Raw genomic sequence first — 5,561 nt, 5'->3', positions numbered from 1 at the left:
ACGAGTTCGGCCCGCTCGGGATCCGTCCCACCGCGGGCGCGGGCTGGGCCGAACAACGGCGTCCCGACCGGCTGCCGGCCACCTACCACCGCACCCACGGAGTCCGGTACTTCCACGGCTGCTACTCGGTGGGCGACGACCGGCTGTGGGGCGTGAATCGGCGCCAGAAGGGAGCCGTGAACACGCTGGCCGCGCTGAAATCGATCCGCGCCGCCCGCCCGGACGGTGCACCGATCTACGTGATCCTGGACAACCTGTCCGCCCACAAGGGCGCCGACATCCGTCGCTGGGCGAAGAAACACAAGGTCGAGCTGTGCTTCACTCCGACCTACGCCTCGTGGGCGAACCCGATCGAAGCGCACTTCGGACCGCTGCGGCAGTTCACGATCGCCAACTCGAACCACACCGTGCAGACCCGGGCCCTGCACGTCTATCTCCGCTGGCGCAACGCCAACACACGCCACCGCGACGTCCTGGCCGCCGAACGCAAGGAACGCGCCCGCATCCGCAGCGAGAAAGGCATCCGCTGGGGCGGCCGTCCCGCTCTCGCCGCATGATCAGGCAACATGGCGAACGTTCCAGGTCACAGCACCACCTCCGCCGCGGATCTGTCTGGGCTACTTGACCAGCCGGAAGGCGGGGTGCCCAACCCAGGCCCGCAGGAACTCCGCCCTTCCCAGCGCCATCCAGTCGTCGTCCGCGATCCCCAACACCCCCGGAAGGCCGGCGACGACCGACACCTGTCCGTCCAGCAGCTCGGCTTTGGCCACGCCTCCGATGACGTCCATGACAGCGGCGGTCAGCAGGGCCGTGGTCACGTGGTCGATCTCGCGATTGCAGCCGGCGCTGACATTGACGGCATGGGTCGGCCTGAAGCCGAGAATGGCCTCCACCTCGGGCTCGTCCGCGTGCTCAGCCTCGAAGGTGCTCTCGTCGCCGACACCCGGCCCCATCAAGTAGACCAGGAAGGGCCGACGCCAGTCCTCGCGCTGCGGATTGAATCCCACCAGGGCTGTGAGCTCCTCGTCCGCGATGGTGTTGCCGAGGAGTGGAAGCGGGAACGGCTTTCGCCAGTCCTTCTCTCGCCTGTCCTCGACGCCCAGTCGCTCTGCGGGCACGTTGACGTCGAAGAACCCCGGCCGCTTCTCGTCGAAGTGGGAGGAGAGCCCCACCATCAACGCGCGGAACTCCCGCAGCGCAGCCGGGGAGAGCGGCTCCGCCAACTCGATCACCAACGTCGGACCAGACATGCTGGGAGCCTAGTTTGATCGGCTCCGCGACCGCTCAAATTCTTCCCACACCGAGTCCAGCCGGTCCGAGCACCAACGCCGCCAACCCGGCGAACCTATGCGGTCAGAGCACTAGAGGCCGAGCTGGCGCTCCGCCGCCTCGACCGTCTGCGCGAGGAGCACGGCGATGGTCATGGGGCCGACGCCGCCGGGCACCGGGGTGATGAGGGAGGCCCGCTCGGCGGCGCCCGCGAAGTCGACGTCGCCGATGTTGCCCGGGTCGTAGCCGGCGTCGACCACCACGGCGCCCGGCTTGGTGTCCTCGCCCTTGACGAAGGCCGGCTCGCCGACGGCCGCGACGAGGATGTCGGCCTCGCGCACGATCGAGGACAGTTCGGTGGCGCGGGAGTGCGGTCCGCCGGGCCGCTCCCCGGTGGTGATCCACCTTGAGCGCCAGTCACGGCCCGCCCTACTCCACGTGAGGCCCCGGGCCGCCCGCGCGCCGGCTCAGGCGCTGCTGCTCCGGCTGAACCAGCCGCTGAAAGCCGGTGATTCCGGGTCCGGACCGCTGTCGCCGCCGGTGGCGCCGGCCGTGGCGCGGGGGCGCCGCTCGGCCCTCTCCAGCATCCGCTGGGCCTCGGCCCGCCACGTTCCGGAGTCGGCGCGGGGCGGCGGCAGGAAGGGTCCCCGCTCGGGCGCCTCGGCCGCGGCGCCGAAGAAGTCGCCGCCCTTGCGCCGGAAGTCGTCGGTGCCCCAGGGGCGTCCCTCGCCGCGGCTCTGCCGCGGCACCTTCTGGAGGTGCGGGATGTGCTTGGCGCAGTGGACGTACGCCTCCTCGACGTCGATCTCCACCCACACCAGCGCGCGGCGGCCCGGGACGGGGTCGGCCGCCAGTCCGGGGTGGGCGCGGCGCATCTCCTCGTCACCGACGATCCGGGCACGGCCGTTGACGTGGAGGCCGATGCGGTCCTGGAGGAAGTCGACCATGAGGATGCCGACGTGCGGGTTCTCCTCGATGTTGCCGAGGCTGGCGTGGACGCCGTTGCCCCGGTACTCGGGGTAGGCGAGGGTCGTCTCGTCGAGGACGTGCAGGAAGCCGGGCGGCCCGGCGCGGAAGGTGTTGTCGCATTCGCCGTGCCGGTCGGCCGTGGCGAGGAAGAACATCTCCTGGCGCGCCACGAACGCGCGCATCCGGGTGTTCAGCCGGTCCAGGACCTGGTCGGCGTAGAACTTGTCGGCGCGTTCGGTGGTGCCCATGCGCTGCTGGACGTGGTGTTCGCCGTCGCTGCCGGGGCGGGTGGTGCGGACGGGCGGCGCGTAGAGGTGCCCGGTCTGTTCGAAAGTGCTCAATTGGTTGCCCCGACCAGTTCGTCGATGGAGTCGTGCCGTATGCGGTGCGCGGGAATGCCGAGGTCGACGAGGGCGTCGACGCCGCGGCGGATCATGCCGGGCGGGCCGGACAGGTAGGCGTCGTGGGTGTGCCAGGGGCCGGCCTCGCGGACGGCCCGCGGCAGACCGTCGGTGGGGAGGCCGGCGGGACCGTCGTCCACGACGGGGTGGACCGACAGCCAGGGGTACGACTGCTTGAGGCGCAGCATGCTGTCGATGTCGTACAGGTCGTCGTCGCGGCGGGCGCCGTAGAACACGTCCACGGTCCGGCGGCGGCCGTGCCGGGCCACGTCCTCGACGAGCGCCCTGATGGGGGCGATGCCGGTGCCCCCGCCGAGGCAGAGCAGGCCGGCGTCGGTGGCGTGGTCGACGGTCATGGAACCCGCGGGCGGTCCGAGCCGGATGACGTCGCCCGGCCGCGCGCGGTGGACCAGGGCGTTGGAGACCCACCCGGCCGGCACGGCCTTCACGTGGAAGGAGAGCAGCCCGTCGGAGCGGGGGGCGGACGCGAAGGAGTAGTGCCGCCAGACGCGCGGCCACCAGGGGGTCTCCAGGGCGGCGTACTGGCCGGCGAGGAAGGGGTACGGCTGATCGGGCCGGACCGTGACGACGGCGATGTCCGGGGTGCGCATCTCGTGGGCGACCACTTCGGCCTGCCACCAGGCGGGTGAGCGGAGCTCGTCCTCGGCGGCGGCGTCGATCATGATCTGGGAGATCGTGGTGTAGGCGCTGACCCAGGCGGCCTCGGTGCGCGGCCCCCAGGTCCCGGTGGCGTACCGGGAGAGGGCGCCGATGAGGGCCTCGCCGACGGCCGGGTAGTGCGCGGGGAGGGTGCCGTACTTCCGGTGACCGCGACCGAGCCGGGTGAGGTAGGCGGTCAGCGTGGCGGTGTCGTCGGCATGTGTGGCGGCGGTCAGCAGTGCCTTGAAGAGGCGGTCGCGCTGGGCGTCCATGGCGGCCGGGAAGAGGTCGCGCACCTCGGGGTGGCCCAGGAACAGCCGGGCGTAGAAGTAGGAGGTCACCTTGTCGGCGATGGGCTCGATCTCGGCCATCGTGCGGCGCAGGAGCGCGACGTCGGAGGTGTCCTCGGGTGCCGGGGCGGGCGGTGCCGGGGTCCGGGCGGGCGCCGGTGCCGGGGCCTGGGTCCGAGCGGGGGCGGGTGCGGGGCCCTGGACGGGGCCGGGGGACGCCTCCCCCGGGTTCCGCCTCTGGTGGGGGACCCGGTCGGCCTGGGGGCTCCGTCCGAACCAGCCCGCGTCGCCGGGCCGGTCGGTACGTGCCCCGTCCTGCGCCCTGGGGCCGCCTTCGAACCAGCCTCCGCCCCGACTGCCGCCGTCGGCGGACGTGGTGGTCGGACCATCCATCGTTGTGCCTCGCCTCGAACGTTTCGGTCGGTCTCGGCGCGCGGGAGACCCCGCCGCCCGATCGCCGCGTACCCATCGGGAGGGAAATGAGTCACCGCATTTTCCATCGAAGCTGGTGAGCCTGGTCACCTCCCCCGCACGATATTCACCCGGATGGGTGAACGCGGCCGACCATACCCCGGGTCCGTGACGCCTTTCACGGGACCACGGGACCGCCGCACGGGAATCCCACCAGGCCAGCACGGGGTTACTGATCAGTTCGCTCGACGGCGGCTCGTTTCACGCCCTGCCGACCGTCGTGAATTGGCGTCAAAAACTCACCATCACCCCGGAACTCTTCCATCAGATCTCCGCAGAAGCTTCACATCACGACCGGCGGGGGCCGCGTCAGGCGTCCTGAAGACGCCGGAAGGGGCGGTCCGCCTCCAGGGCGAAGGCGAGTTCGAGGAGCGCGCGCTCATGTCCGGGGCGGCCCGCGAACATGACGCCGACCGGCAGGCCTTCGCCGGTGGTGACCGGGGAAGGGAGCGAGATCGAGGGGGTGCCCACGACGTTGTCGACCGGGGTGAACGCGACGTACGCGAGGATGCGGGCGAGCAGGTCCGGGTACGGCACGGACGGCGCGAGGTGCCCCAGCGGAGGCGTGGTGTGGGCCAGGACGGGGGACAGCAGGACGTCCAGTCCGCGGAAGGCCGCCGCGTAGGCCACCTCGGTCCGCCGCAGTCGCCGCAGCACGGCGGGGGTGGAGCGCCAGTTCTCCAGGTACGTCTCGCGCAGGCCGCGGCTGAGTCCGTCCATCCGGCGCCGGTCGAAGTCGGCCCCCAGGCCGCGGCCGGTGACGCCGAGGAGGAAGGACAGCAGGCCCCAGTAGGTGAGGAAGTCACCGGTGAAGCGGGGGTCGATGGCGGGCGTCACCGGTTCCACGGTGTGGCCGAGCCGTTCGAGCGCCGCGACCGTCTCCGTGACGGCCGCACGGGTGGTGGAGTCGCAGGGGACGCCGTTCGGGGAGTCGAGCAGGAACCCGACGCGCAGGCGCCGCTCCGACGGCCCCTCGACCAGCCCCACCGGTGGCAGCGCCGGGTTGCGCCAGTACGTCTCCGCCGCGGCCAGGAAGGCGGCGGTGTCGCGCACCGAACGGCTGACGACGCCCTCGCAGACGATGTCCACCGGGAGCCGGCGGCTCTGTTCGTTGCTCACGAGCCGGCCGCGGGTCGGCTTCAGGCCGACGAGACCGCAGCAGGCGGCCGGGATGCGGATCGAACCACCGCCGTCGTTGGCGTGGGCGATCGGAATCGCGCCCGCGGCGACGAGTGCGGCGGCGCCGCCGGAGGAACCGCCCGCCGAGTGCCCGGTGTTCCACGGGTTGCGGACGGGCGGGGCGGCCTCGTACTCCGTGGTCGGGCTGAAGCCGAACTCCGGCATCCGTGTCTTGCCCAGCACCGTGACGCCGGTGCCGAGGAGCTGCCGGGTGAAGGGGGCGTGCCGCCGCGCCGGCCTCGGGGTGAAGGCGGCGCTGCCGTGTCCGGTGGCCAGCCCCCGGTAGTCGGTGTTGTCCTTGACGAACGTGGGGACTCCGGCG

At 72.1% G+C, this 5,561-nt stretch carries 5 protein-coding genes and 1 pseudogene; 1 reads left to right on the top strand and 5 read right to left on the bottom strand.

Going from position 1 to position 5,561, the window contains the following annotated elements; translation table 11 throughout:
- Positions 1-557 (top strand): transposase (locus RIF68_RS25745; protein WP_309053686.1); only part of this gene is annotated, 557 nt, incomplete at its 5' end.
- A 60-nt stretch (positions 558-617) separates the two neighbouring features.
- On the opposite strand, the gene RIF68_RS25740 is transcribed toward RIF68_RS25745, so the two are convergent.
- The 5 genes and pseudogenes from RIF68_RS25740 to RIF68_RS25720 form a co-directional block, all read right to left on the bottom strand.
- Positions 618-1,250: a DUF6368 family protein gene (locus RIF68_RS25740; RefSeq protein WP_309053685.1), complete on the bottom strand. Its 633-nt coding sequence runs from the start codon at positions 1,248-1,250 to the stop codon at positions 618-620.
- 111 nt (positions 1,251-1,361) lie between these two features.
- Positions 1,362-1,640 (bottom strand): annotated as a pseudogene (locus RIF68_RS25735) (bifunctional 5,10-methylene-tetrahydrofolate dehydrogenase/5,10-methylene-tetrahydrofolate cyclohydrolase); the annotation flags it as partial.
- 96 nt (positions 1,641-1,736) lie between these two features.
- On the bottom strand, positions 1,737-2,486 hold the full coding sequence (locus tag RIF68_RS25730; RefSeq protein WP_309053687.1) for a pyridoxamine 5'-phosphate oxidase family protein: 750 nt from the start codon (positions 2,484-2,486) through the stop codon (positions 1,737-1,739).
- A gap of 89 nt (positions 2,487-2,575) precedes the next feature.
- Positions 2,576-3,982: a globin domain-containing protein gene (locus RIF68_RS25725; RefSeq protein WP_309053684.1), complete on the bottom strand. Its 1,407-nt coding sequence runs from the start codon at positions 3,980-3,982 to the stop codon at positions 2,576-2,578.
- Between the two features lie 387 nt (positions 3,983-4,369).
- On the bottom strand, positions 4,370-5,561 hold a 1,192-nt coding region (locus RIF68_RS25720), incomplete at its 5' end, for an amidase (RefSeq protein WP_309053683.1).

This window comes from Streptomyces sp. (assembly GCF_031178505.1).
In the GTDB taxonomy this organism is placed as follows: domain Bacteria; phylum Actinomycetota; class Actinomycetes; order Streptomycetales; family Streptomycetaceae; genus Streptomyces; species Streptomyces gulbargensis.
Note: the sequence above shows the minus strand (reverse complement) of the source record. Positions and strands in the feature narration are given on the sequence as shown.

Bases quoted from the DNA above. Each gene is read 5' to 3' on its own strand.
- RIF68_RS25740 (WP_309053685.1), bottom strand. From the start codon at position 1,250: ATGTCTGGTCCGACGTTGGTGATCGAGTTGGCGGAGCCGCTCTCCCCG.
- RIF68_RS25730 (WP_309053687.1), bottom strand. From the start codon at position 2,486: ATGGGCACCACCGAACGCGCCGACAAGTTCTACGCCGACCAGGTCCTG.
- RIF68_RS25725 (WP_309053684.1), bottom strand. From the start codon at position 3,982: ATGGATGGTCCGACCACCACGTCCGCCGACGGCGGCAGTCGGGGCGGA.